General features: G+C 58.0%; 22 protein-coding genes and 1 tRNA gene. 10 read left to right on the top strand and 13 right to left on the bottom strand.

Annotated elements, in window-relative coordinates; translation table 11 throughout:
• Position 1: 1 nt before the first annotated feature.
• The 5 genes from mreC (at position 2) to D3Y57_RS19720 (ending at position 4,614) form a co-directional block, all read left to right on the top strand.
• Positions 2–883, top strand: coding sequence for a rod shape-determining protein MreC (gene mreC / locus D3Y57_RS19740; RefSeq protein WP_121155435.1), 882 nt, complete (start codon positions 2–4; stop codon positions 881–883).
• Positions 880–1,398 (top strand): rod shape-determining protein MreD, encoded by a 519-nt coding sequence (locus D3Y57_RS19735; protein WP_239025943.1) that lies wholly within the window; start codon positions 880–882, stop codon positions 1,396–1,398. The genes mreC and D3Y57_RS19735 overlap by 4 nt, the downstream gene beginning before the upstream one ends.
• Before the next feature lie 13 nt (positions 1,399–1,411).
• Positions 1,412–3,367 (top strand): penicillin-binding protein 2, encoded by a 1,956-nt coding sequence (gene mrdA / locus D3Y57_RS19730; RefSeq protein ID WP_121155433.1) that lies wholly within the window; start codon positions 1,412–1,414, stop codon positions 3,365–3,367.
• Between the two features lie 13 nt (positions 3,368–3,380).
• Entirely contained in the window at positions 3,381–4,487 is a 1,107-nt protein-coding gene (gene rodA, locus D3Y57_RS19725) for a rod shape-determining protein RodA (protein ID WP_121155431.1), read from the top strand.
• A gap of 51 nt (positions 4,488–4,538) precedes the next feature.
• A tRNA-Lys gene (locus D3Y57_RS19720) sits at positions 4,539–4,614 on the top strand.
• A 157-nt stretch (positions 4,615–4,771) separates the two neighbouring features.
• Here the strand turns inward: D3Y57_RS19720 and D3Y57_RS19715 are convergent.
• The 7 genes from D3Y57_RS19715 to D3Y57_RS19685 all read right to left on the bottom strand — a co-directional run bounded on the left by D3Y57_RS19715 (position 4,772) and on the right by D3Y57_RS19685 (position 11,555).
• On the bottom strand, positions 4,772–5,350 hold the full coding sequence (locus D3Y57_RS19715) for a T4SS efffector SepA family protein (protein ID WP_205590089.1): 579 nt from the start codon (positions 5,348–5,350) through the stop codon (positions 4,772–4,774).
• Between the two features lie 101 nt (positions 5,351–5,451).
• Positions 5,452–7,014, bottom strand: coding sequence for an IS66 family transposase (gene tnpC, locus D3Y57_RS19710; RefSeq protein ID WP_121150510.1), 1,563 nt, complete (start codon positions 7,012–7,014; stop codon positions 5,452–5,454).
• A 68-nt stretch (positions 7,015–7,082) separates the two neighbouring features.
• Positions 7,083–7,436, bottom strand: a complete 354-nt coding sequence (gene tnpB / locus D3Y57_RS19705) for an IS66 family insertion sequence element accessory protein TnpB (protein ID WP_121150512.1) — start codon at positions 7,434–7,436, stop codon at positions 7,083–7,085.
• A complete protein-coding gene (locus D3Y57_RS19700; protein WP_121150514.1) occupies positions 7,433–7,840 on the bottom strand; it encodes a transposase in 408 nt (135 codons plus the stop codon). Before D3Y57_RS19700 ends, tnpB begins: the two co-directional genes overlap by 4 nt.
• A 410-nt stretch (positions 7,841–8,250) precedes the next feature.
• Positions 8,251–9,096: a Coq4 family protein gene (locus tag D3Y57_RS19695; protein ID WP_121155429.1), complete on the bottom strand. Its 846-nt coding sequence runs from the start codon at positions 9,094–9,096 to the stop codon at positions 8,251–8,253.
• 48 nt (positions 9,097–9,144) lie between these two features.
• The gene (locus tag D3Y57_RS19690) at positions 9,145–10,770 is read right to left on the bottom strand and encodes a fatty acyl-CoA synthetase (RefSeq protein ID WP_121155427.1); all 1,626 of its coding nucleotides are present in this window, start codon (positions 10,768–10,770) and stop codon (positions 9,145–9,147) included.
• Positions 10,770–11,555, bottom strand: coding sequence for an SDR family oxidoreductase (locus tag D3Y57_RS19685; protein ID WP_121155425.1), 786 nt, complete (start codon positions 11,553–11,555; stop codon positions 10,770–10,772). The genes D3Y57_RS19690 and D3Y57_RS19685 overlap by 1 nt, the downstream gene beginning before the upstream one ends.
• Before the next feature lie 131 nt (positions 11,556–11,686).
• Here D3Y57_RS19685 and D3Y57_RS19680 point away from each other — a divergent pair, with 131 nt between their 5' ends.
• Together D3Y57_RS19680 and D3Y57_RS19675 are read left to right on the top strand one after the other, a co-directional pair.
• Positions 11,687–12,148, top strand: coding sequence for a nuclear transport factor 2 family protein (locus D3Y57_RS19680; RefSeq protein ID WP_121155423.1), 462 nt, complete (start codon positions 11,687–11,689; stop codon positions 12,146–12,148).
• Between the two features lie 32 nt (positions 12,149–12,180).
• Positions 12,181–12,903, top strand: coding sequence for an SDR family NAD(P)-dependent oxidoreductase (locus tag D3Y57_RS19675; RefSeq protein WP_239025942.1), 723 nt, complete (start codon positions 12,181–12,183; stop codon positions 12,901–12,903).
• Between the two features lie 56 nt (positions 12,904–12,959).
• Here the strand turns inward: D3Y57_RS19675 and D3Y57_RS19670 are convergent, their stop codons facing one another.
• From D3Y57_RS19670 to D3Y57_RS19645, 6 genes are all read right to left on the bottom strand, one after another.
• Entirely contained in the window at positions 12,960–13,679 is a 720-nt protein-coding gene (locus D3Y57_RS19670; RefSeq protein WP_121155419.1) for an SDR family NAD(P)-dependent oxidoreductase, read from the bottom strand.
• A 14-nt stretch (positions 13,680–13,693) separates the two neighbouring features.
• A complete protein-coding gene (locus tag D3Y57_RS19665; protein ID WP_347400407.1) occupies positions 13,694–15,823 on the bottom strand; it encodes an FAD-dependent oxidoreductase in 2,130 nt (709 codons plus the stop codon).
• Positions 15,824–15,918: 95 nt separating this feature from the next.
• Positions 15,919–16,371, bottom strand: coding sequence for a nuclear transport factor 2 family protein (locus D3Y57_RS19660; RefSeq protein ID WP_121155417.1), 453 nt, complete (start codon positions 16,369–16,371; stop codon positions 15,919–15,921).
• Positions 16,368–17,396 carry a zinc-dependent alcohol dehydrogenase gene (locus D3Y57_RS19655; RefSeq protein WP_121155415.1) on the bottom strand — a complete coding sequence of 343 codons (1,029 nt, stop codon included), beginning with the start codon at positions 17,394–17,396 and terminating at the stop codon, positions 16,368–16,370. Before D3Y57_RS19655 ends, D3Y57_RS19660 begins: the two co-directional genes overlap by 4 nt.
• Before the next feature lie 2 nt (positions 17,397–17,398).
• Positions 17,399–17,671, bottom strand: coding sequence for a hypothetical protein (locus D3Y57_RS19650; protein ID WP_121155413.1), 273 nt, complete (start codon positions 17,669–17,671; stop codon positions 17,399–17,401).
• Complete coding sequence (locus D3Y57_RS19645) at positions 17,656–18,600, bottom strand: MFS transporter (protein ID WP_162987225.1); 945 nt, start codon at positions 18,598–18,600, stop codon at positions 17,656–17,658. The genes D3Y57_RS19650 and D3Y57_RS19645 overlap by 16 nt, the downstream gene beginning before the upstream one ends.
• 255 nt (positions 18,601–18,855) lie before the next feature.
• Between D3Y57_RS19645 and D3Y57_RS19640 the strand changes: the two genes are divergently transcribed.
• The 3 genes from D3Y57_RS19640 (at position 18,856) to D3Y57_RS19630 (ending at position 23,537) form a co-directional block, all read left to right on the top strand.
• Complete coding sequence (locus D3Y57_RS19640; protein ID WP_121155409.1) at positions 18,856–19,992, top strand: helix-turn-helix transcriptional regulator; 1,137 nt, start codon at positions 18,856–18,858, stop codon at positions 19,990–19,992.
• A gap of 172 nt (positions 19,993–20,164) precedes the next feature.
• Positions 20,165–22,522 (top strand): TonB-dependent receptor, encoded by a 2,358-nt coding sequence (locus tag D3Y57_RS19635; protein WP_121155407.1) that lies wholly within the window; start codon positions 20,165–20,167, stop codon positions 22,520–22,522.
• A 49-nt stretch (positions 22,523–22,571) separates the two neighbouring features.
• Positions 22,572–23,537, top strand: a complete 966-nt coding sequence (locus D3Y57_RS19630; RefSeq protein ID WP_121155405.1) for an LLM class flavin-dependent oxidoreductase — start codon at positions 22,572–22,574, stop codon at positions 23,535–23,537.
• Positions 23,538–23,566 lie beyond the last annotated feature (29 nt).

The raw sequence follows: 23,566 nt of genomic DNA, 5'->3' as shown, positions 1-23,566 counted from the left end.
TATGGCGCCGCCCTCCTCCCGGCGCCCCGGATTTTCCCGTCGCGCTCAATATGGCCTGTTCGCAGGTTATGTCGTCGCCGTGATCGGCATTGTTCTGGGGCTGTTGTTTGCCCTCACAGCCCGGTTCGACCCGGAAGGTCATGCCGGTATCCAGTCGTTCTTTGCCGATCTGACATCGCCTATATCGATTGCCGGTCGCAATGGCGTGGAACTCGTCGGATCGGGCATGGACGGTGTCTCTGCCTATATCGATGCCGGGTCGAAAAATAACGAGATGGAAACCGAGTTACGGCGGGCCCATGCCAAGCTGATCGAAGCACAGGCAATGGCGCGTGAAAACGTCCGGCTCAAGCAACTGCTAAAACTTGTGGAACGTGATCGCACCACGATCGTCACGGCCCGGCTGATCGCGTCGACCGGTGCGAGCAGCCGTCGTTACGCGACGCTGTCGGCCGGGACGTCACAAGGCGTCGCAAATGGTGAGCCGGTACGAACGTCAGAGGGTTTGGTGGGCCGGATTGTCGCCGTCGGCCGTATTACATCACGTGTCCTGTTGATAACCGACGGTGGCAATGTGGTGCCTGTCCGGCGTCTTTCCGACGGACTGCCTGCTCTGGCAACGGGTCGTGGCGATGGTGGCCTCGATATTCGCGCACTGGAAGCGGCGACAAACCCATTCAAGCCGGGCGACATATTCGTGACGTCGGGCACCGGTGGGATTTATCCGCCGGATATTCCGGTCGCGCTTGCCGCGATTCGCACTCGCGAACTGGTCGTTGCACGTCCGCTTGCCGATCCCCGTCGTCTCGATTTTGCGGCCGTCGAGCCCGCGTTCGTCTCCCCTGCCCCCGATTTGCCATCTGTGCCGACGGGAAATCCGTGATTGGTCTGGGCCGTAGATCGGCATTCGCACCGCCACCGGGCGCATTCGAACGGCAATTGGTGCCGATTGGTTCGGTAATGCTCGCCTCACTGGCTCCGTTACTCCCCGAAATTGCGACGGCACCGATTTTGCCGCCGTTCGGTTTCATGGTGCTGCTGGGCTGGCGATTACTGCGTGACGACCTTTGGCCGGTTTGGGTTGCCCTTCCGCTGGGACTGTTCGACGATATTTTCAGTGGTCAGCCGCTGGGTTCGGCGATGGCGCTCTGGACAATTTCATTCCTTGCAATCGATCTCATCAACAGTCGTTTCGTCTGGCGGGATCACTGGCAGGATTGGGGCATCGCCGTAATCGCCATCGCGGCGGAGCTGACGCTTGCACTCGGCATCGCCCATATTACCGGGGGTGCTATGCCCTTTGTCCTGCTCCTGCCGCAGATTGCGGTGTCTGCGCTGGTATTTCCGCTGGTGGCCCGTGTCTGTGCCTTCCTCGATCGTGTAAGACTGGCTCGATGATAAGACTGGCACGATGAAGTTCGACTGGATCCTCGGCAAGCGCAGCGTTTCGGAAGCGCAGGCGCAGTTCAGTTTCACCCGCCGCAGTTTCTTCCTTGGTGGCGCGCAGCTTGGTGTTGGTGTGCTGCTTGCCGGGCGAATGACCTATCTCTCGGTCTTCGAGAATGAACGCTATTCCCTGCTGGCCGAAAGCAACCGGGTCAATTTGTCGCTCATCCCACCACGCCGGGGATGGATCGTTGACCGCGCCGGAAAGCCGCTCGCGCTCAACCGGACGGTGTTTCGTGTCGATATCATCCCCGACAGGCTTGTCGATCAGGACAAGACGCTCGACACGCTGACCAATTTGCTTGGCCTGAGCAGCGATGACCGCGATCGCATCGAACGCGATATCGAAAAATCGTCGGGGTTCCAGCCTGTGCAGGTCGCCGAACATCTGGACTGGGAAAAGTTCGCCGCGCTCAGCATTCGTGCGCCCGACCTTCCCGGCGTCGTACCGGCACAGGGGTTTGCGCGTTACTATCCCGAGGGTGCAGCAGTCGGCCATTTGCTCGGTTATGTCGGAGCGGCTTCGGCAGAGGCTTATAAGAAGACCAGAGATCCGCTGTACCTGACTCCGGGGTATAAGATCGGCAAGGACGGGATCGAAAAGATCCTCGAGCCTCGTTTGCGTGGATCACCGGGGGCACGTCGATCGGAGGTTACGGCGCGCGGTAAGCTTGTTCGCGACCTTGCCACCCGGCCTGACATTCCGGGTGAGACATTGCACCTGACGATCGATGCCGGGCTTCAGGCCTATGCCGCACGGCGTCTGGGCGAAAATTCGGGGGCAGTTACGGTCATCGACACGCTGACGGGCGGCATCCTCGCTATGGCGTCGATGCCAGCCTATGACCCAAACAGTTTTTCCGATGGCATTGGTCGTGCCGAATATGCGGCGCTGACCAGTGACGATCACCTGCCCTTGGTCAACAAGGCGCTTCAGGGGCTTTATCCGCCGGGTTCGACATCCAAGCCCTCTACATCGCTCGCGCTGCTGGAGGCGGGCATAGACCCGAATACGAGCATAAATTGCACGGGATCGTACCGGGTCGGAAACGCGATATTCCATTGTTCGAAGCGGCGTGGGCATGGACCGATTTCGCTCCAACGCGCGATCATCCAGAGTTGCGACATTTATTTCTACCATTTCGGCAAGATGGCGGGAATCATGCCGCTTGCGACGATGTTTCGAAAGCTGGGTCTGGGAGCCGAATATCCTCTGCCGGTGCCGTCGCAGCGGTATGGGACGATACCCGATCCCGAATGGCTGTTGCGCCGATACAAAAGGCAATGGTCGACATTCGACACGGTTAATACTTCGATCGGGCAGGGATATGTGCTGGTCAGCCCGATGCAACTGGCAGTCATGACCGCGCGCATCGCCAGCGGAAACGCCGTGGTGCCGCATTTGATGGGACGCAATAATCCTGGCGCATCGCTCGGCATCAATCCCGAGCACCTTGCCTTTGTCCAAAAGGCGATGGGCAACGTCGTGAATGGCGGTGGCACCGGACATGTCGCGCAGTTGCCGGTTCCCGGCGTACAAATGGGCGGCAAGACCGGAACGGCGCAAGTGCGGCGGATCACGATGTCGGAACGTGCGACAGGGGTATTGTCCAATTCGGCGCTGCCGTGGAAATTTCGCGATCACTCGCTGTTTGTCGGTTTTGCACCCGTTATCAGCCCGCGTTACGCCGTGTCGGTCATTATCGAACATGGTGGCTTTGGCGCGGCGGTCGCGGCTCCGGTTGCGCGCGATACGATGACTTATCTGTTCGATCCGGTGAAGGCGATGGCCACTCTTGTCGAACAGGAAAAAACGTGGGGCGGCGACATTGCCACGCGGATGGCAAAAAAAGAGGCTGGGTACGCCCTTCCGGTCGCGCCCCTTTCCACGGCAACTGACAATGATGAGGACACAGCCTAATGAGGTCCACGTCATGAGCCTGATCCCGGCCTCGCTGCGTTCCTTCAGTTGGGGCGTCATTGCGCTGATCTTCGCCTTGGTGGGGTTCGGACTGGTTGTGCTTTATTCGGCTGCTGGCGGGAATCTGAAGCCATGGGCGCTGTCGCAGGGTGTTCACTTCATTGTGTTCATCGTCTTTGCGCTCATGCTCAGCCGCGTTCCGGAGAGACTGTGGAAGGCAGGCGCGTTCCCGGCATTTGCAGCGGTGCTGGCCTTGCTGCTCGCGGTCGAACTGCTGGGTGCGGTGGGCGGTGGCAGTCGGCGTTGGCTCGATCTTGGCATAATCCGTTTGCAGCCGTCCGAACTGATGAAACTGACCATCATCCTAGCGGTTGCACGCTTTTACGATATGCTGCCTGCGGGCGAGATACGCGGCGTCAACGCGCTTTGGCCGCCTGCGGTGTTGATTGGCTTTCCGTTCCTTCTCGTCCTGACGCAACCGGATCTGGGCACGGCAACGATGATCGCTGCTGGGGGCATCACCGTCGTGTTTCTGGCCGGTGTTCCGATTCGACTGTTTGTGAGTGCCGCCGCGATGTTTGCGGCTGCACTGCCGATCGCCTGGTCGCAGATGCATGATTATCAGCGCAACCGCGTGCTGGTGTTTCTCGACCCCGAAAGCGATCCGCTGGGGACTGGTTACCATATCACCCAGTCGAAGATCGCGATCGGGTCGGGCGGGATATTCGGCAAGGGGTTTCTGAACGGCACCCAAAGCCATCTCGACTATCTTCCCGAAGGCCATACCGATTTCGTCTTTGCAACGATGGCAGAGGAATGGGGACTGGTAGGCGGTGTTCTGATCATCGCCGGGTTCCTGCTGCTGTGCCGCTGGGGTCTGCGCGTAGCCGCGAAGGCCCCTACCCGCTTTGGTCGACTGGCGGCGGCCGGGCTGACGACGACGATATTCTTTTACGTGGCGATCAATCTGATGATGGTGATGGGCCTGGCGCCGGTTGTCGGCATCCCCCTGCCGCTAATTAGTTTTGGCGGCACGGCGATGCTCACGGTGTTGATGTGTATCGGTATTTTGATGAGTATTGAGCGTGATGGGAAAACTAGCCGGTCTGGTTTCGCGTGAAGCAGTTGCACATCTCGAAAGTCGCTGCTAACGGCCCACTTCCCAACAAGCGGACGCATAGCTCAGTTGGTAGAGCAGCTGACTCTTAATCAGCGGGTCCTTGGTTCGAGCCCAAGTGCGTCCACCATTGTTTTCGTGTAAATACAGCCGCTTAGCGGCCCTTCGCGAGAGGCCCGGTGCCTTGCGCGGTTTGCACTCTAGCGTATTTCTAGCACCGCAGCTGAAAGCTAACCCCTCACAGCAACGCCCCGCACGCACCCTAGGGAACGAGGCGCTGCACAGCGTTAGGCACCGCCCGAACGAAGAACTCCGGTGCGCCCCGGAAACTGAGCCTTGGCGTTCTGCCTCCACCAAAATTCTATCTTGACTGGAATTCCCCATTTTTTCGCAAGGCGGTCGATCTCTTTCCATGCATCCGAAGCGGACTGGCCTTGCACCGAGATTCCCAAGTCGCTGTGGTACTTGAAGCCTTCCTCTTCATATCGTTCGGCTTTCGCGGGCACCTGCAATTCGCGAACCAGCTTTTCTCCATCGAACCCTTTTGCCTTTAGCTGGGCAAGCATGGTCAGTAGCATTGACGACCAGCGAGGGCTTGGAACGGCCTTACCGTTGATCAACGCCGATAGCGGCTTTGTGAACGTCAGGCCGGGCGCTTTCTCAAACTCCATCGCGCCGTCGCTGGTGGTTGTGACCACGGCATCCGGTTCATCGTCCTGCTCGATGCCAAGCTGTTCCATGGCCTCGCGGACAATGTGGTCAATTGTATCGCTGGGTGTCTTGGTTCCGAACCACGTCTTCAGCGTGCTTAGGTTGCTGAAAGTGGCATCGTTCACTCTAACTACTGGCATCATATCGTCCTCCATTCGAATCGATATGAGTTATGTTACATATCCTTAAGGAGCGATCAAAGGGATATGTAACATATCCTAAATCGTAAGCGCTAAATCATCCCCACGGGGTTTGGTTATGCGGCTTGCGCGGTGACGTTAGGCAGGTTCGCGGTGCGGCTGTCGGTCCAGTTATACGGCAGCAGATCATCGATGGGGTCGCCGTCGCTGCGGTGGATGATGCGGCCAAGAACGTCAGTCAGATAGGCTTGCGGATCGATGGCGTTGAGCTTGCAGGTTTCCACGAGGCTGGCGATGATGGCCCAGTTTTCGGCACCGAGGTCGTGCCCAGCAAAAAGCGCATTTTTTCTCTGCAGAGCTATCGGTCGCATCGAACGCTCGACGGTATTGTTGTCGAGCTCGATGCGACCGTCGTCGAGGAAGCGATTGAGGCCATTCCAGTGATTGAGCGCATAGCCGATTGCGCCTGCCGTTCCGGAGCCTCTTGGTAGCCTGGGCAGCATGTCTTTCATCCAGAGCTTCATCGCCGTGACCAGAGGTGCGGATTCAGCCCGACGGATTGCGCGGCGATGCTCGTGGTCTGATCCCCGGATTTTGGCCTCGATGGCGTACAGACGGGCGATCTGGCGCAGCGCCTCATCGGCCACCGGTGCGTTGCCGCCTTTTGTCGCGTCGAAGAAGCCGCGCCGCACGTGCGCCCAACAAAAGGCGAGCTTTCCCGCGCCACCGGCACGATCGGAGGCCTCGATATGCTTATAAGCCCCATAACCGTCGCACTGGACGATGCCGTGATAGCTGCCGAGCAACTGCGCGGCCCAGACTTTGCCGCGCCCCGGCATGTAGCTGTAGACCACGGCCGGCGGATCGGTCCCGCCATGAGCACGGTCGTCGCGGGCGATCGCCCATAAATAGCCGGTCTTTGTCTTGCCCGTGCCCGGTGCCAGCACCCGCGCAGTGGTCTCATCGACAAAGAGCCGGTCGCCCGACAGCAGTTCAGCCTTCATGCGCCGGGTGATCCGCCCGAGCCACGCGGCACTACGCCCCGACCAGTTGCACATCGTACCGCGATCGATCTGGATGCCCTGGCGACGCAGTGCCTGTGCCTGCCGGTAAAACGGACCATGGTCGGCGTATTTCCTGACGATCACGTCGGCGAGCAGCGCCTCGGTTGGAAGGCCGCCCGGCACGACATGCTTTGGTGCAGGGGCCTGGAACACGCCGTCGCTGCATGTGCGGCACGCCATCTTCGGACGCACCGTTACGATCACCCGATACCGGACGGGGATGACATCGAGCCGACTGGCGACATCCTCATCAATACAGTGCAGCGCACCGCCGCAGCACGGACATTCGGTTTCAACCGGCATGATTACTTCGCGGATCCGGGGCAGATGTGCTGGCAGCGAAGCACGTTCGGTCGTTTCCTTGCGCTTCTTCTCGGCCTTCGGCCCGACCGGCGACTGCTCGGCGAGCGCCAGCAACTCGGCCTGCGCAACTTCGATGTCCTCGAGCGCCAGTGCCAGTTGATCGGCGCTGAGCTTTTCAGAGCGTTTGCCGAACGTTGCCCGCTTCAGCTGATCGAGCAGATGCTGCATCCGCGCCTCGCGTTCGAGCCCCGCGATCACCATCGCCTTGAGGACCACGACATCGTCGGGAAGGTCGGCTTCGCTCGCAGACATGGACTATTTCTGGCATGTTTTTCCGGCGTCGCAACCGTCATTTCGACGAGCAGATTCAGGCGTGCGACCTACTGCGCAACCTGCGGTTTCTGCACCCGGACCTCATGCATTCGGGTCCATTGCAGACCCTCGAACAACGCCGATGCCTGGCTTGGCGTCAGCCGCATCACGCCGTCGCCAGCTCGCGGCCAGCAGAAGCCGCCGGTCTGGAGAACCTTGCTCACCAGCACCAGGCCCGTGCCGTCCCAGACCAGCAGCTTGATCCGGTTCGCGCGCTTCGACCGGAAGATATATGCCACGCCCGAGAACGGCTTGAGGCCAAGCTCATTCTCGACGAGCGCTGCAAGGCTGACGGCTCCCTTCCTGAAGTCGACCGGCTTGGTCGCAACCATCACCTTGAGTGGTCCCGGTGGGAGGATCACGTCATCTGCCTCATCGCAGTAAGAACGCGCTCGATATGCGCGACCGTGACATTATCAGGAACGTGGATCGTCATCGTCCCCGCATGGATGATAACCTCTGCGACGGTTGATACGGACGACAGCGGCGGGCCGGGCTCGTCAACAACCACCGGCACAAACGCCATCTCACGCGCCTTCAACACTGTGTGCCGCCACGCATAAAGCTGCTGGGGTAAAAGGTCGTTGGCGCGCGCGATCGCCGCGATATTGGCACCAGCGACAAAACTCTCCTCGACGATCCGCGCCTTGGCGTCGGGTGCCCACATCCGGCGTGCCGCACCCGCCGGGATCACGTCCATCCGTTGAGGACGGCGGCCACCCTTGCTTTCGAAAGTCGTTTCGAATGTTGTTTCGATACCTGACACCAAGCTTCCCCTCACATGAGGAGGCTAAGCATACTCAGATCACGGATCGCCGATATGTGGGGGAGATTTGGCGCTTACCCTAAATCGATGCCCATGTGCCATCCGTCTCCCAACGGCGGAGCGCAGATGACTTTGGTCGGGGTTACAGGGGCGTCTCCGCCCTGGCGTCAGTGCCGGCTTCGAACCCTTCATCCTCAATTATCTTGCAGAACGGCAGGCATCTATTGCCGCAAATTTCCGTAAATCGCGGACAAGCTGGCAACTTACACGGTCATGCCATTACTAGCGTAGTCGCTACGGCTGGATTGCGTCCAACAGCCGCCGTTCCGTCGGCGGGTTGCTGATTCCAAAGCCTGCCATGAGTTGATGTTCAGGAGCCGCCGGGTCAGTCCCGTCTGAATGCAATAAAGTTAGCCTTTCGCGGCATCGTGGGTCCAATGCCAGTAACCGTGGGGCGGTCCATCTTGAAATGAAAACTCTTCTCGTATCGCTGGAATTGGCCAGTCGAGATAATCCTCCCATTTAATCATAAAAAGCGGTTTTTTCTGCTTCTCTCCCAAAGACCGGCCCAGGGCGATTGCTTCCAGATAGGCCGGTACAACGGCTCCATAGTGGCACGCCATTCGCATCAGACCAGTCGAAACCAAGAATAGACCATGTCGATTGAGATCAGTCGCGAACTCGTCGCCGAAGTAGTTATTGATCGCGACGGTATTGGCAATAATCAAGCCCACCTCGCCCACCGGACTAGGATCAAGGCCCGTTACCATATGCTCGATATCGTGGTTTTGAACCCTGCGTTTGTTGAGATAATCAAAATCATTGGCAGGCTCGCCTCGAAACATAAAATCGATCTGCATGCCGCTTTTGCCGATGAACGCGTATACCATCGCGCCCAGCGTGTCGGACGCAAACCCCTCCAGTTCCTCGACCTTGAAATCGGAGGTAAAACGCGCATCGAGCCAAGTAGCAAATTCTGGCAGGCTGTCGCGTTCTTGTTGAAGTAAGCCGAACAGCCGCTGACCGTCGGTTACTTCTCCGAAAGCTCGATTTATGTCTGGTATCAGATATGCGCCGGGAAGATCATATCCATCCCTCTTCAGTCCCATCTGAGCAAACAGATCCCGGAATAAGGGATTGTTGAGATAAGTGGATGAGCTAATCAGCAAGCTGCTTTTTACGGGCTCTGCTCCTCCCATCAGGTACCCTGCTTCTTGGTCGGTCAGCGCTTTCGGCTTTTCCAGGGTTGCCTCCATTTTTCTCTCCTTTGGTTCGATAATTAGTTAGGTATCGTTTCGTAGTTTCTAGCTTGATACCTGCGGGCCAGCTGCCGTTTCGTCCTGATTTTCGTCGACGACGAGCATCCGCAATTCGCGCTTCAATATCTTCCCGCTCGCGTTTTTGGGCAACGCGTCGATTGTTATGAAACGCTTAGGCCGTTTGAAAGGAGCGAGCGCACCTTTACAGTGACGATGGAGGTCATCATCGCTGGGCTCGAAGCCAGGACGAAGGACGATCACTGCCGTCACAGCTTCGATCCAGCGTGGATCGGGGAGGCCAATTACAGCAGCTTCGGCAATGGCGGCATGGCGAAAAAGCACTTCTTCAACCTCTCGGCTCGCCACATTCTCTCCCCCCGACTTGATCATGTCTTTCTTGCGATCAACAACGTACAGAAATCCGTCTTCGTCAAACCGACCTAGATCACCCGTATGCAACCAGCCGCCGCGGAAAGCTTCTGCAGTGCGGGTTGGATCATCGAGGTAACCGAGCATGGCTTGAGGACTGCGATGAACGATCTCGCCGACCTCCCCGAATGCAACGTCCCTTTCGTATTCGTCGACGATCTTGGTTTCCACGTTGATGGCTGGCTTTCCCGCGGAACCTAGTCTGGTAAGCTGATCTTCGGGCTGAAGGACGGTGGCGAGAGGAGACATTTCAGTCTGGCCGTAAAAGTTCCAAAGACGAAGACTCGGCAGGCGCTCGAGCAATTCCTCGATCAATGCCGTTGGCATGATCGACGCGCCGTAATAGGCCTTTTGCAGCGTGCTCAAGTCTCTCAGTACAAAATCCGGATGGCGGAGTAGTGCCGTCCAAACGGTCGGCGGGCAGAACAATTTGGTAATCTTCTCGGATTCGATTGTTGCCAGGATAATGGCAGGGTCTGGGCCCCGGAGCAGCACACTTGTTGCGCCGATATAAATATCGACAGTCAGAAAGCAGTCCAGCTGCGCGCAATGATAGAGAGGCAGGCAGTGAAGCTCGACGTCATCGGCCTCCATTCCTCCGTCCAGCGCGCAACTGGTGTATTGTGCAAAAAGCCCGCGCGATGTGAGGACTACCCCCTTTGGCCGACTTTCCGTGCCGCTGGTGTACATGATCTGGACCGGCTCATCTTCCTCAAGCTCGCCATAGACCGGCGTCGTATCATGATAGGTAAGCAGTGCATCACCATCGATCCAGCCGGCTGGCCGGACACTGTCGGTGTGAGTGAGGCTGGCCCTAATACAAACCAGTTTAACGCACAGCGCGATCGCCGCGTCTGCTGTCTCGCATAGCGTGTCTTCTGCTATCACCATGCGACATTGCGCATGCTGCAGAATATAGGCCACTTCCGAGCAACCCAGCATGAAGTTGATGGGGACCATAATGGCGCCGGCTCGGGCGATAGCGAAGCGCAGAACAACGAATGCTCGATTATTGTGCGAGAATATCGCGACCCGATCGCCCTGACCGATCCCTAGCTCACGCAAGGCGTTCGCGGCACGATCAACAAGCTCGTCGAGATTTGCGAATGTATCCCGTCGCCCCTCATAAATTAAGGCCGTCTTTTCGGGGCGACGAGACGCCTGCGCGCGCACGATGTCTGCAACGTTCCGTCGGCGCGCGATGCGGGCTCCATGATCGTCAGCTGCAACTCGACCCGGCATCAAGGCGCCATCCAGTCACCGCCATTCACATCAAGCACTGCGCCAGTCACCATCTTGGTATAGTCGGATATCAGCATCAGGACGGACTTGGCGCAGTCCCCTTCAGGCGGGATCACTCCAAGCGGGATGCTTTTCGCGATCCCCTCCTGCAGTGCCTCGACCGTCGTTCCCTGTGACTCAGCCATGCCTATAAGCGCGTTGCGTACCGGTTCGCCCCACAGCCAACCCATCCGGGTGGCGTTTACGCGGATGTTGTATTTCGCCATTTCGGCAGCAAGCTGACGCGACGTGGTAACCAGCGCCCCCTTGGCGATGGCATAGGACAACGATCCTCCTGGAAGCGGTTTTTGCGCCTGCATTGTCGCGACATTGACGATTGCGCCGCCACCCTGGGCTACCATATGAGGTAAAACCGCTTGGGCCATTCGTGCCGCGCCCAGGCAGGCGACATCGATCGTGTGCTTCCAACTTTCTATATTTGCATCGTCGAACCCGCCATTCTCGCCCGGTGCATAGGCACTGTTTACGAGACCGTCGACGCGACCCCACCGCTCTACGGTCTTTGCTACCAGCGCCCTGCACTGTGCAGGATCTGTGACGTCAGTCGAAAGGGCCAGCGCCTCCCCGCCGTCGTCTATGATTTCGGCCACCACCGTGTTGAGGTAAGTGGGATTACGCGCCCCGAGGGCAACTTTTGCACCCTCCTTCGCTGCGATCACGGCCATTGCCTTGCCCATCCCCGGCCCGACGCCGACGATAATGACTACCTTTCCTTTGAGGATCATGCGCTCTCAGACTCCTGATTTTATGTTGTCTGCCGGGCATAGCACGACGGCTTCACCCTTAAATCATTCAAATAGAGGTGGGCGCAGGATCTTGCAGCGAGTAGTTTTCTTGAAAAATGAGAGGAAAAAATATGACGGGCGAGGACTATTTCGCAATCCAGAACCTTTTACACAGTTATCCGATGCTGCTGGATCGCGGCGATTTCGATGCCGTGGGTCAGCTGTTCGAAAACGCCGTCGTCCATTCAGGCGGCGCAATGATGGCGGATCGTGACCCTGCATCAATGGCAAAAGCATTTCGTGACTGGGTTATAACCTACGATGGCTCACCGCGCACGCGGCATATACTCGCAAATCTGATCATCACCTTCGAAGGCAACGACCGCGCGGTGGCTACAAGCTATGTGATGGTGTTCCAACAGGCCCCCGGCGGACCTCTTCATCCTGTAATCGGTGGCGACTATCGGGACGTCGTCGAACGACGGAATGGGCGCTGGACAATCGTGGAGCGGCAGATGGGCAATGACCTTATTGGCGATCTAAGCCGACATGGTCGCGACATTGCTACGATCACGCCAAGCCGGGTAAATTGAGGAGAAACATTTTGCGATATCAGGACAAAATAGTGATCGTAACGGGCGCGGCGTCCGGCATCGGTGCAGCAACAGCGCGGGCGCTGGCGACTGAGGGGGCTACGCTGGTGCTGGGCGATCGCAATGTGCAAGGTGCCAGCGACGTCGCCATATCAATTGGTAAACAGGCAATGCCAGTTGAGTTCGAAGCCAGCTCTGCGGACGGATGTAGAGGGCTGATCGAACAGGCAATCAGCGCGCATGGCCGCATCGACATGTTGTGCAACATCGCCGGATTGATGGATTGGGCCCCGCTCGAGCAATTTGACGAATCCCGTTGGGATCAAATGGTAGCGGTCAACCTCAGTGCTGTTTTCCACCTGAGCCGTGCAGCGATGCCGCATCTGGTGGCTTCGCGCGGCAATATCGTCAACATGGCTTCTGCTGCGGGGCTTGTCGGTGTCGCTTACAGCGCGGCCTATTGCGCCACGAAACACGGTGTGATCGGACTCACCAAGTCGATGGCAATCGAATTCGCGTCCGCCGGAGTGCGCGTCAACGCGATCTGTCCAACGGGTGTGAAGACGGCAATGATGTCCAACCTCGTTTGGCCAGAAAATATCGACGTGTCACTACTCATGCGCAACAGTTCCAAGCTGGGGGATATGATCGATCCCGAGGATGTCGCGGCGGCAGTCTGCTTCTTGGGATCCTCCGATGCCCGACAGGTTTCAGGCATCTCCTTTCCAGTCGACGGAGCCCAAACTGCAGGTTGAGTTGCGCACGGGACCGCAAATAAACAGCCATGCCGGTTAAATGCTCGCGACAGACGCTAGGCTTCAGCAATCATATAGCCGCCGCTTACAATGAGGCACTCACCCGTAATGAAAGCGGCGGCAGATGAAGCAAGGAACAGTGCCGGCCCGGCGATTTCTTCGGGCTGGCCCCACCGGCGCAATGCCATGCGCTCGGCCGTGCCGGGGCCCATGGCGGGGTCGTCAGCGTACCGCTCCGTCATTGGCGTGCGTACGGGACCGGGAGCGATAGCATTGATCCTCACGCCGCGTGCGCCCCATCCTTCGGCCAGAGAGCGCGTCATCAACAGCAGCCCTGCTTTGGCTGCGCTGTAACCCGGGAAAACCGAGTTTCCAAAAACTGCCATCATCGAAGCGATGCTGATCACAGATCCACCACCAACCATTTCGCTGCGTTCGATCGCAGGCAGTAAGGCAACGGTGAGCGCATGGACGCCCTTCAAGTTTGCGTCGATTGCAGCGTCGAAATCTTCGGGGACGGTGGTGCCACCGGCATTGTTGATCAAGATGTCCAGACGGTCGCTTTCGGCAGCAATCGCAGCGACATCGTTCCGATCGCCCAGCCGTAATTGCATATGCCGCATATTGCCTGTCAGTGGGGCATAGGCATCCTCGGCGCGTGTACCGGTGATCATAACCGTTGCTCCGGCAGCAGCAAAGGCCCCTGCGATGGCCGCACCGATACCACTGGTGCCGCCTGTGACGAGGACACGACGTCCGGTAAAATCATAGATCATGCGAGCGTGTTCCTTCAAATTATCATTGCGAGTTCGGCTGCATCCTGCATAGCGCCCTCGATATAACCGACACCATTAGCGTCGCCGATAACGTGGACGGCAAAACTGGCGGCACGCAGTTCGTCAGCCACCGACGCGTCAGCAGTGGCTCCCTTTGCAACGATGACTTGATCCGCCGCTACTGTCCTCACCTGTCCGGCAGAGTTGGCGTAGCTTACCTGCTTGACGCCAATGGTAATATCCGCTGCGCCCGGTAACAACTTCACGCCGAGCTTGTGAAGATCGTCAAGCACCCGCCAACGACGAACGATCTGCAGCCCGGCGCCAAGCCGCGTTGTTTCATCGATAACGACTATTTTGCGCCCCCTGCACGCCAGGAACTCGGCCAGTTCCAGCCCTACCAGCTCACCCCCGATGATCACTATGCGCTCACCGAACGGCATCCATTGTTTGCTCGCGCTACGCACGAAACCGGGTCGCGCTGTCAGCCCGCTGAGCCGACCCAGACGCATCATCAAACGCGTCTTTGCGTCCGTTTTCTTACCAAGCTTGTCCAGCCCCTCGCCAAGCATCAACGAGCGCATTTCATCGCCGCTGAAAACATTGTCGCGGTCGGCCCCGGGAATCGACGGCAGGTCGCGACGAGCGCCCGTTGCGACCACCACAGTATCCGGTGAATGCGCACTAACAGACTCCGGTGTCGCACGTGTGCCAAGACGTATTGTAATGCCCGGAGTGCGCGCAATTTCCCGCTTTAGCCACTCGACGATTTTCTCGTTTGGAGCATAAGCAATCGAGGCAAAGCGGGCCGTCCCGCCCAGTGTAGGGCCAGCCTCGAGCAGGGTGACGTTGTGCCCTCGCAGGGCCAGCCGGCGGGCCGCCTCCATACCGGCTGGCCCCCCGCCAACGACGACAACTCGCTGCTTCGTCGCCGCGATCGTGGGAATGCGGGTTTGCTCGAACCCGGTCTCGGGATTAACCGCACATTTGACTGGACGAGAGAAAAAGATCTGACTGATGCAGGTGTAGCAATAAACGCACGGTCTGATCGCGACTGCATCTCCCGCTGAGAGCTTGGCAGGCAGATCGGGATCGGCGAGAAGCTTGCGCCCCATCGTCACGAAATCAAGCTTGCCGTCCGCTATGAAGCGATCAGCATCCTCGGGTTCAATCCGCCCGGGACAAATAACCGGAATATCGACCGCAGCTTTTATTCTTGCCGCAGCATCGACGAAACCATTGGGGATGTCGGTCGCGTGGCCCGTGGAATAGGTAAGACCGCGTCCGGGATGGCCATCGGCGGAAACGTGGATTGCATCGGCCCCTGCCTCCTGCGCCAGCCGCGCAGTCGCTGCTGCATCCTCAACGGTGATCCCGCCATCGATAAGGAAATGCTGACTGTCCAGTCGCGGCCAAATAGGTATGTCCTTGCCAACAGCGGCGCGTATGCCTCGGATGACCGAGCAAAGCACGCGTGCGCGGTTCTCGATAGTCCCTCCGAATTCATCGGTGCGCTGGTTGGAAAGGGGATTAAGGAACGAGGAAATGAGATAACCGTGGCCTGCGTGAATCTCGATCGCATCGACCCCCGCACGCTGGGCGCGGGCGGCAGCGGTCGCGAACATCTGGACGAGGGTGTCTACATCCTGCGCCGTCATCACCTGATAATTGGGTGCAGCCATCGCGGCAAAGGGTGCGGTGAAAATAGCAAGTTCGTCTTCGAGAAATCCGTCCATCATGTCACCGTCGGACTTGCCAATCACGGGCACGGATGGTGTCCAGATCGGGCGGCCGGCCAGCATGTCGTTCATGGCAACGAGTCCGGCGTGCTGCAGTTGCATTGCCAGCTTTGCGCCATGAGCGTGCACGGCGTCGGCCAGAGCGCGGACACCTGCCACATGACGTTCGTGAGAGATCGCCTCGTTACGCCAGTTTCCCGAGCCTTCGGGATAGCCAATCGAAACCGAACCCATCGTGATCAATGCTGCCCCGCCCCGCGCCCGAGCCTCATAATAGGCGCGCAGTCTCTCACCCGTAATTCCGTCTTCGTCCGCCAGGTTGGACCCCATCGGCGTCATGAAAATGCGGTTACGAAGCGTCATCGAACCGATCCGACCGGTCGAAAGCAAATGTCCGTAGGCCAAGCAACCCTCCTGTTTTCCGCGTCTTATCGGGCACGGATGGGGCGACGTTTAGGTCACAGGCCTAAAACTGGCATCATTCGAATGGTGGGGGTTCATCACTCCAAACCGACAGTGGCACCAGAGGACTCTTTCCACACCGCCTTTTGACCCAGAATAGCAGCGACGATGCTGGGATTCACATATTCGCGCCATCGCACGATTCGGCCATTTGCAATGTCGACCACGCTTACATATCGGTTCGAATATGGTGTCGAAGTCGGCAGATATCGACTGTGCGAGCTGTATTCTGCAACCAGCGTTCCCGGATCCGTCAGCATGTGGATTGCCTCGATCTGATAGGCGTACGGATCGAAATCCACCCAGCTGGTTTCCAGCGCTTCTCGAAACCAGCGCGCCCCCCGATGCTCGGTTGGAAAACCGTCCATAACTGGAAATGGCCACTCGAGCAGGATGTCATCGGCGAGACACGCCTCGAACGTGTCATAATCCTTACGGCCAAGCGCATTCAACATTGTAACAAACAGATCGCGGTTTGCCTCGACCGTCATTCCGCTGAATCCATTTTCAATATTACTTTCAAGGCATCTGCTCCGCCCTGGGCAGCAAAGGCCGCTGCAACGTCGTCGAGCGCAAAGCGATGCGAAATCAATGAACCGCGATCGACTTTGCCGCTTGCCATCATTGCCAGCGCCTCGCCCAATTCTTCCGGTGCATACCCGTTAGACCCCAATATTGTTGGAGCCTTCTGGATCAGGGGACTAAGTTCGAGCGTCACCCGATCTTCAAATCCACCGAAGCATACGATACGCCCGCCGGCGAGGTCGATCAGTCGCAGCGCCGTCTCCAGCGGTGGTGGCCCTGGCATATGACGGATGTAACCCGCGCAATCGAATACCACGCCGATCCGTGCGGATGTTCCGGAATAACCTTGTTCGATGCCCGTGATCGTGCCGATCTGATCGAACACATCACCCTCGCGGGCATTTACTGCGTGGGTTGCTCCCGCCTTCAATGCCGCTTCTAATCGTGCAGGATGGACATCGACGGCAATGAGGGCACCGACGTCCAAGCCGCGGGCACGGATGCCCTGTATTACCCCCAGTCCAATGATACCGACGCCAAACACGACGATATTTTCCCCTGTGAGAATATTGGCTTTGCGGATCATCTGCAGACCGTCGGCCAACGGCTCGGTTGTGGCGGCATCCTCAAAGCTCACCCCATCCGGTATGGCCACCAACTGGTATGGATTGACGGGCACTGCGACATAGTCCGCCATTCCACCGCCTTGCCCGGTGACGCCGACCACACGCTGACCGTTCGCCCAGCCATCCACGCCGGGCCCCAATGCCACGATCGTGCCGGCAAACTCATGGCCCGGCACCTGATAACCTTCGGGTGTTTGGCGGATGAGCTTGTCGCGGTAAGTGCCGGAACGAAACATGTGCATATCCGACCCGCAGATACCGCAGGCCGCAACTTGCACAATTATCTCGCCCGCTAGCGGTTCGGGCCGACTGGCATTTGTCCTAGCGCAGATCGTGCCGGGATCGATAAAGTCGGCTGCCCGCATGACTAGGCTCCTTTTTTAGAAATTATGTCGCGCGCTGGCAGGCGACGCTGGACGTAAAGAAATATCGCAGCGGCGACAAAAAAAGCAGCGATCTGCAGAGCGATGGGCACTGTATAACTACCGGTTGCGTCATATAGCGCACTGGCAAAGGGCGCAGCGCCGAAGGTGAACGGCAAAGTCAAAAAGGTGACGATTCCCATGACGCGCGCGTAGTTGCGGATGCCGAAAAGCCGATTGAGCAAAACACCCTGCGCCGCCGCTAATCCGCCCCGCATGCGCCCACAAGCACTGCATCAACTACCAGCAGGCCATAGCCGACTGGATGGAGGAAAATGAACCATACCCCTGCTTGGACCAAGCAATTGATTACGAGCGAATATCCTGCTCCCACCTTGTCGGCCAGCCAACCGAATGCAATCGCACCCAGAATTCCAGTACCGCCGGACAGTGAGAAAAGAAACGAAGCGCGCTCGAGTGACCAGCCCTGGTCGGTCACCAGCGCGATCAAATGGGCCGCTTTCAATATGCCGCCGCCCACCGCAATGCCGATAGCGATCGTCGCCAGCCACAGAACCGGCAACCGCAACAGCGTGCGCACGTCAATGGGTGGCAGTTCGCAGATCCCGGCAGGTACAGCCTCCTGTCCGAGCGGATGTTGCCCTACCTGCTCGGGACGGTCGATCACGAAAGGCATAAGCGGCAAGACCAGAAGATGTCCCATCGCTAACGCTAGGAAGACCGTGTTCAAACCGTAGTGCTCCAGCGTCCAGGAAGACGCCATCGGCACCAGCATGACGAGGACAGGCATGGTGACCAAACCCAGCGCACGCCCCTGTCCTTTGATAAACCAGTTAGCTGCCAAAATGTTAGATGGCAGCACGCCCAGGAAAAGCATGCCAGGAGAGATCAGGAGTCCGAACACCAGAAGGAACTGCTCGATGTTCTGTGCAAGAGGTAACAAGGCATAGCCCAGGGCGGCCAGAAGAGCTCCCATCGTCATCATCCGGCGAATCGTGATGCGCCTGAGCATTACATTGATCGCTGGCGCGCCCAGTGAAAGCACGAGGATAGTCAGCGATACTCCGAGCGCAGAGAGGGTTCGCGTCGTTGCAAACCGTTGCTCGATTGCAAGGACCAGTGCGCCGAACGAGCCAAAGGTCAATCCTACTGCGGCATTTTGCGTGCACGTCGCGATGAACACCATGCGCCAGCCCAGAAATCCGGTGGGAGCCAATCGTTGCGATTGCGTGATCGCACTCGGGATCGGACTCTGCGGCAAGAGGTCACACTGCGCGCTCATTCTCTCTCCTGTTCCTGCGACGCTATCTTGCTGTCTGCACGAAATCTCATCATCGTCGGTACGAGCGGTTCGCGCCTACCCCAAATGAAGGGGGTAGCAACATTGGCTGCGCGTCTTGCCTGGTGTATGCTTTTCAAAAATTAAGATGAGGAATGCATAGTGGCAATCGACGAAGATCAATCGAGCATCTTCTCGCGGCTCGTCTTGTCACTCAATGCATCGATTCTCGAAGGTGAACCCTGGCACGACTTCCTGTTGCTCTTGCGGGATCATCTGAATGCCAAACATGCCACGCTTATACTGACGCCACCGCACGACCCTGGCCGCGGCATCATGATCACTCCCACCGCGCCCCCCGCACAGGTCCGCAGATACCTTGAGCGATTCCTCGCGATCGACCCATTTGTAGGCCTGCCTGAAGGACAGGTGGTGGCCTTATTCGAGTTTGTCGGGGAGGAACGCCTGAAAGGTAGCGAATATTATCGAGACTGGTTTGCGGATATCGACGGCTCGCATGTCCTCGGCGTTGACGTGGCCTCAGCCAGCGGATTTGAAGCACGCCTCAGGGTGACGCGGGCGCCCGGCGGAGGTCCTTTCGATCAGGATGAACGTGCGCACCTCAAGAGTTTGGTTCCTCATTTGCGCCAGTCGATCGAGATCTATCGTGGCCTTGCCACATCGCGCGGAGAAGAAGCGTTGATCGCCGGGACCGTGGAGGAATTCGCGGTGGGCACGGTGTGGCTCGATCACTCCCTCAATGTACTACGGGTAAATCCGATTGCCGCGACGATACTGGCCGAAGCTGACGGGATTGCGCTGGTGGGCAAACGGTTGGCGATGTCACAGGTGACCGCCGAAAAACGATTTCGTAGCTGGCTTGAGGCGGCCTTAAACCCTGGTAGCGACGGCCGTCTTTTTCCCGCCGCACGGCTGTCCGGTCGACGTGACCTGTGTATCGTGGCACGACGGATCGATGTCCCGAAATTCATGCATACAGGTACGACACCGGCGCTGGCGCTGCTACTGGGTGATCCAGAACGACCCCATCGTATTGACGGGCAGGCACTCCGTGAACTGTTCGCACTGACCCCAACCGAAGCGTTGATTACTGCATCGGTCGCCAACGGTAGTTCAGTTAGCGAAGTCGCGCTGGAGCTGGCAATCACCGAGAACACCGTCCGCGCGCACCTCCGCTCGATTTTTAGCAAAACGGGTGTCAGTCGCCAGCCACAACTCGTCCACCTCGTTCATACCAGCTTACCACTCAATTCGCCCGACGCTGTATCGTCTGATTGAAATCGAATGTGCACAACTTTGATTGTCGGGAAGTTTGCGATTACATTTAAAGCAGCATCCTGTGCACCCCGTTATATCGATACCTTCTAATTGATTTGAAGGTATCGACCAGCCGTTCGATTATGCCATTTCTCTTCTCAAGCTGTGAAAAACAGCATCAGGAGAGGTCTTAATGATATTCACGGCACCGGGCACACGCGCCTTACAGACGTTCTGCGCAATTTTTCTGTCCACCGTTAGCGCCGTCTGCCACGCATCTCCGAACGGTGAACCGATCGCGCCATCCGAACAGGACCGCGATGTCAGCGCACGATCCGGTCAAGTTGCGGATATTGTCGTGACCGCTCGTCGTGTAAACGAAAGCCTTCAGCGGGTGCCCATCGCAGTTACTGGGTTTGACGCGACTACAATACGCGCAATGCAGATTCAGAACTTCGGCGATGTTGGCAAAATGGTTCCCAACCTAGAGGCGCAGCGTCAGTTTGGATCCGCAAGTGCGCCGCAATTCTATCTGCGTGGCATTTCCACAGGCTCGCTCAAGTTCGAAACCGACGCAGGCATCGGCCTGTATATTGACGGAGTGTATCTGGGCCGACCTGCCGGCGCTGCGTTTGATCTTGCCGATATCGAGCGGATCGAAGTGATGCGGGGACCGCAGGCAACGCTTTTCGGGCGTAATTCAACCGGCGGCGCAATTAACTTCGTCACCTCGGCACCACGGGGAGAGTTGAGGATTGATGGCGAAGGGACACTTGGTAACTACGATCGACGCCGCGGCCGCATTTCGGTAGATTTACCTGCGTGGGGCCCGTTGAGCGCGCGGGTCAGCTATCTGCATAACGAGAATAAGGGCTATGTCCGCAACCTTACGCCGGGTCGGACATTTAACTTTGCTGAGCCCTTCGGCACCATACGTTCTGCCGGGACATTCGGTGCTGAGAACACCGACGCAGTCGCAGTGGCGCTCAGACTGGACCTGACCCACGTCGTCATCGATTATCGGTTTGACTATTCGGACAAGGTCAGCACGCAGCTCGGTCAGCAGCTCATCGGTTTCAATCCGGGCTTCGCTTCCACGGCGGGTGCCATTTATGGCGCGCCCGGGGCCGTCGTCGTTGGCCCATCCACCACGCGTCTCGACGCGCTGGCTCTCGATATGACTTCTCCTTCGCACCTTCGCATCCAGGGCCACAGCCTGACAGCGCGCTATGACATTAGCGATGCCGTTTCGGTCAAGAGCATCACCGGCTTCCGCAAGATGGATGAATTTGTCGGCGGCAACGACATCGACGGCGGAGCACTGGTTGATCCGTTCACGAACACAGGCCAGGCTTTCACACCGATTTCCTCTGTAGAAGATCGCCACCAGCGTCAGTGGACACAGGAATTGCAGCTCATCGGAAAAACAGGCGGCTTCAATTGGATCGTCGGCGCATTTTATTTTGACGAGCGTGGAAGGGACAATAACCCAGTCTTCGTGGGCGCGCTGTTCCCCTCTGGAACGTACACGCCGGGCGCAGGCAACCCGAATCTCTTCGGTGTACCAACCGATTATTTCGTTGGCTCGAACAGCAGCGTCCATAATCGCTCGTATGCCGGTTATGCGCACGCGGGTCTTGATATCGGAGAACACATCGAACTGGCCGGGGGCGTGCGCTATACCAAAGACAAGCGTCAGGAGACCGTACTTGCGGCAGGTCTGATTGGCCTTACGTTCCCGCCCTCAAGCTTCCGCGCAACATCCGATCACTGGGATTTCGACGCCACGGCGACTTACAAATTCTCGCCGCTAGTCCGTGCCTATGCGCGTTTCGCCACAGGCTATCTCTCCGGCGGTGTGCTCAACGGAATAAGCTTCAAACCTGAGACAGCCAATTCATACGAGATCGGACTGAAGGGCGATTTACTGAACCGCACTCTTCGCCTGAACGCCTCGCTGTTTCGGATGGACCGAAAGAACGTGCAGACGATATTCTTCTGTTCCGACCCTACATTGTCCGTGTGCAACCTGCCAACCGGCCCAGTCTTCGGCACTGTGCTCATTCCCCTGGCAAGCGCGCGATCACAAGGGTTCGAGTTGGAGATGACCGCAGTTCCTACCGCCGGCATGACTTTCGGTGCCAATTTCGGGTATCTCGACGACAAGCTGTCGCAATCACTCGGCCCCCGGCAAAGTCTTGCTCCGCGTTACACGACTGGCGTCTTTGGCCAGTATGACCTCCCCGCCTTCAACAGCGGAGCTTATCTCTCGGCGCGGGTGGATGGTAATTTCAAGGACAAGCGAAACAGCGATCCGGTGCCGCTATCCACGACGTCTGCCCTTACCGAACTGCCCTCTCGCTTCGACCTGAACGCGCGTCTTTCGTTGATCGACCTGCCGGTAGCGGGCAGCAAGGTGCGGATCTCTGGCTGGGTTCAGAATTTAACCAACAACCGTAAGCTCGAGTTCGCGCGCGACTTGTCCACTGCCGTCATAGGCGTGTTTCAAGTCCCTCGCACCTACGGCGTCGACCTCGGCTTTCGTTTCTGATCCTTCGGCGGTTCGGGTGGATGTTCACTGGCAAGTAAAGAGAGATTGAATGCGTACACAAAAGCTTCGCGCCGGTGTTTTCGTCGCCCCCTTCCACCCCCTCGACGAAAGCTCGACGCTGGCATTCGAGCGTGACCTGGAACTTGCGAAGTTTGCCGACGAATTGGGATTGGCGGAGTTCTGGTATGGTGAGCATCACACCGGCGGTTTCGAAAACAGCCCCTCGCCCGAGCTGATGATAGCCGCCGCGGCGCAGCGCACCAAGCGCATCAAATTGGGGACAGGAGTAGTATCGCTGCCCTATCACAATCCCCTCATGACGGCGAACCGCATCGCCCATATCGATCAGCTGTCATTCGGTCGTGTGATTTTTGGCGCAGGCCCAGGACTGCTCGTCAGCGATGCCCATATGCTTGGCCTGAACGCGCGTGATTCACGCGACAAGCTCGACCAGGGACTGAGCGTGATCACCCGCCTTTTGCACGGTGAGTGGGTCACCGAAAAATCGAGCTGGTATGATTTGCGCGACGCTCATTGTCAGGTCCTCCCGTATAACGATCAGATGGAAATTTGCGTCGCAAGCACGTTTTCACCGAACGGCGGCGCATTAGCAGCAAAATACCAAGCGGGGATGCTGTGTCTTGCGTCCACGATGATGGGCGGGTTCGACGCGTTGTCGAACAACTGGAAAATCGCCTGTGACGAGGCTGCCAAGAACGGAAGAACAATGTCGGCGTCGCGCATTCGCTGTGCGACCGATATCCATATTGCAGACACGCGCGACAAGGCGATGGACCAAGTTCGCAAGGGTTACGGTCGCTATCTCAAGTACATCGCCAACCAATCTGAGCAGTTAAAAGAGTCTCCCGCTCACAAAACGCTCGAAAACCTCATAGAAGCGAATGAGATCGTGGTTGGGACGCCTGATGACGCTGTCGCGCAGATCGCCCGACTGGATCAGAAGGTTCCCAATTTTGGTTGCCTGTTGACGAAATTCAGCCGATTAACTGACTGACCACAGCCAGCTCGACAGATGAACGATGA

The sequence above is a fragment of the Sphingomonas paeninsulae genome, assembly GCF_003660165.1.
GTDB lineage: Bacteria > Pseudomonadota > Alphaproteobacteria > Sphingomonadales > Sphingomonadaceae > Sphingomonas_O > Sphingomonas_O paeninsulae.
The sequence above is the reverse complement of the archived record's forward strand: the minus strand, read 5'-3'. Positions and strand labels throughout refer to the sequence as shown.

What these genes read in the sequence shown, in the direction of transcription:
- D3Y57_RS19635 (WP_121155407.1), top strand. Translation starts at nt 20,165, where the DNA reads ATGATATTCACGGCACCGGGCACACGCGCCTTACAGACGTTCTGCGCA.
- D3Y57_RS19680 (WP_121155423.1), top strand. Translation starts at nt 11,687, where the DNA reads ATGACGGGCGAGGACTATTTCGCAATCCAGAACCTTTTACACAGTTAT.
- D3Y57_RS19650 (WP_121155413.1), bottom strand. Translation starts at nt 17,671, where the DNA reads ATGCGGGGCGGATTAGCGGCGGCGCAGGGTGTTTTGCTCAATCGGCTT.
- D3Y57_RS19685 (WP_121155425.1), bottom strand. Translation starts at nt 11,555, where the DNA reads ATGATCCTCAAAGGAAAGGTAGTCATTATCGTCGGCGTCGGGCCGGGG.
- mreC (WP_121155435.1), top strand. Translation starts at nt 2, where the DNA reads ATGGCGCCGCCCTCCTCCCGGCGCCCCGGATTTTCCCGTCGCGCTCAA.
- D3Y57_RS19655 (WP_121155415.1), bottom strand. Translation starts at nt 17,396, where the DNA reads ATGCGGGCAGCCGACTTTATCGATCCCGGCACGATCTGCGCTAGGACA.
- D3Y57_RS19660 (WP_121155417.1), bottom strand. Translation starts at nt 16,371, where the DNA reads ATGACGGTCGAGGCAAACCGCGATCTGTTTGTTACAATGTTGAATGCG.
- tnpC (WP_121150510.1), bottom strand. Translation starts at nt 7,014, where the DNA reads ATGTCTGCGAGCGAAGCCGACCTTCCCGACGATGTCGTGGTCCTCAAG.
- D3Y57_RS19630 (WP_121155405.1), top strand. Translation starts at nt 22,572, where the DNA reads ATGCGTACACAAAAGCTTCGCGCCGGTGTTTTCGTCGCCCCCTTCCAC.
- D3Y57_RS19690 (WP_121155427.1), bottom strand. Translation starts at nt 10,770, where the DNA reads ATGCCGGGTCGAGTTGCAGCTGACGATCATGGAGCCCGCATCGCGCGC.
- D3Y57_RS19695 (WP_121155429.1), bottom strand. Translation starts at nt 9,096, where the DNA reads ATGGAGGCAACCCTGGAAAAGCCGAAAGCGCTGACCGACCAAGAAGCA.
- mrdA (WP_121155433.1), top strand. Translation starts at nt 1,412, where the DNA reads ATGAAGTTCGACTGGATCCTCGGCAAGCGCAGCGTTTCGGAAGCGCAG.
- D3Y57_RS19645 (WP_162987225.1), bottom strand. Translation starts at nt 18,600, where the DNA reads ATGGTGTTCATCGCGACGTGCACGCAAAATGCCGCAGTAGGATTGACC.
- D3Y57_RS19670 (WP_121155419.1), bottom strand. Translation starts at nt 13,679, where the DNA reads ATGATCTATGATTTTACCGGACGTCGTGTCCTCGTCACAGGCGGCACC.
- D3Y57_RS19715 (WP_205590089.1), bottom strand. Translation starts at nt 5,350, where the DNA reads ATGGAGGACGATATGATGCCAGTAGTTAGAGTGAACGATGCCACTTTC.
- rodA (WP_121155431.1), top strand. Translation starts at nt 3,381, where the DNA reads ATGAGCCTGATCCCGGCCTCGCTGCGTTCCTTCAGTTGGGGCGTCATT.